The 1,575-nt window shown below is 45.4% G+C and carries 2 protein-coding genes; both read right to left on the minus strand.

Going from position 1 to position 1,575, the window contains the following annotated elements:
• Nucleotides 1-383: 383 nt before the first annotated feature.
• Nucleotides 384-731, minus strand: a complete 348-nt coding sequence (locus tag IJN28_02845; protein MBQ6712710.1) for a hypothetical protein — start codon at nt 729-731, stop codon at nt 384-386.
• A 101-nt stretch (nt 732-832) separates the two neighbouring features.
• Nucleotides 833-1,575 (minus strand): putative manganese-dependent inorganic diphosphatase (locus IJN28_02850; protein ID MBQ6712711.1); only part of this gene is annotated, 743 nt, incomplete at its 5' end.

A 1,575-nucleotide genomic window follows, 5' to 3' on the forward strand; every position in this document is an offset into this window, starting at 1 on the left:
CAGCAAGTTTTCCACGTTTCATCACCTTCCGTTATTTACTCGTATGCACTATCGGCTCATTGATCTGACCCTCAAAAGCCTAGTTATATACCATTATATTGTATCATTATTTTTCACACTTCGTCAATCCACTTTCCATAGACTTCTTATATATGATGATGGTTATCATCTCACACAAAATGAGTCAACTTATTCTTGTACGTTATTATACCATACATAGTAGATTCCTTCAAGGAATGTTTTGTTCTGGTTCTTATATACAAGACGCAATAAACTATACTGTTTTTGTATGCATTTTAAGATATAGCATTGTTTTCGTCAATACCTCTCAGCAATTTCTGCATCATATACAAAAAGGGACGAAGCAAATGCTCCGTCCCTTTTTAGCACTCGATCATCCCGATATTGCGATCGGAAAAATAACAGTATGCCGCTCTTGCTTCTTCATCATCGGCAAGATGAAACGCGACCCTCGCGAAGCCTTCCGTTTTCTTTCGCTGACCGCCGATATCTGTCTGAAGGTAGACCCACTGCGGAATGCCGTCACGCGGAAAATTCATATCAACGACCGTCGTTTGCCCGTCCGCATGGATACGACATCCATCCTTGATATCGATAAGATTCGGCTCCTGCATCAATTCACCACAGCACGAGATCGGTACACCTGCATCGTGTATCAGTCCCAGCAGATTACCGCAATGATGACAGTAGAGAAACTTACGCTGCTTCATCCATATCCCTTCCTTTCCAAGACATCGCTCTTATCATGCCCATGACGCGCGTATTTCAAACAAAAAAGACGCCCCTCCAAAAGAGAAGCGTCTGTTCTTATTTAGTTATCCTGTGCCGCATTGACCATCGGCGGAATGATCTGTTTTTTACGCGACATAACGCCCGGCAAGTAGATCATGTTGTCTTCGAGTTTGTCGAAGGCTTTTTCTACGACAGCCTGCGGACCGCCTGCAACGAGGAGGAACGTACCTTCTTCGAGGATATCCGTTACCATCATGAGGTACATATTGTAACCTTTGGCTTCATTGACGGCTTCCATCTGTGCAAGAAGGTCTGCTTTGAGGTCGAGGACTTCTTTCGTATCCATGACGGAGAGCTGGCTGACTGCAACAAGGTAGTCGCCCATTTTGAATTCTTTCATATCGTTGGCTACGATCTCGGGAATCGTCATATCGCCGATACCGGAACCTGCTTTGAGCATATTCATGCCGTATTCGTAGAGATCGACACCTGCGATCTGAGCCAATTTTTCAGCCGTTTCTTTATCTTTCGGCGTGCAAGTCGGCGATTTGAAGAGGACTGTATCCGAAAGGATCGCCGAGAGAAGAAGGCCTGCAATATTCTGCGGGATCTCTACGCCGTACTGCCAGTAGAGGTTCGCAACGATCGTGCAAGTACAACCGACAGGTTCGTGGCAAATGAAGATCGGATCGCTCGTTTCCATACCGCCCAAACGGTGATGGTCGATCATTTCAACGACTTTTGCCGCAGCGATACCTTCTACCGCCTGACCTTTTTCGTTGTGGTCAACGAGAATGATCTTTTCTTTTTCGGGAACAACAA

The organism is Selenomonadales bacterium (genome assembly GCA_017442105.1).
GTDB lineage: Bacteria > Bacillota > Negativicutes > RGIG982 > RGIG982 > RGIG982.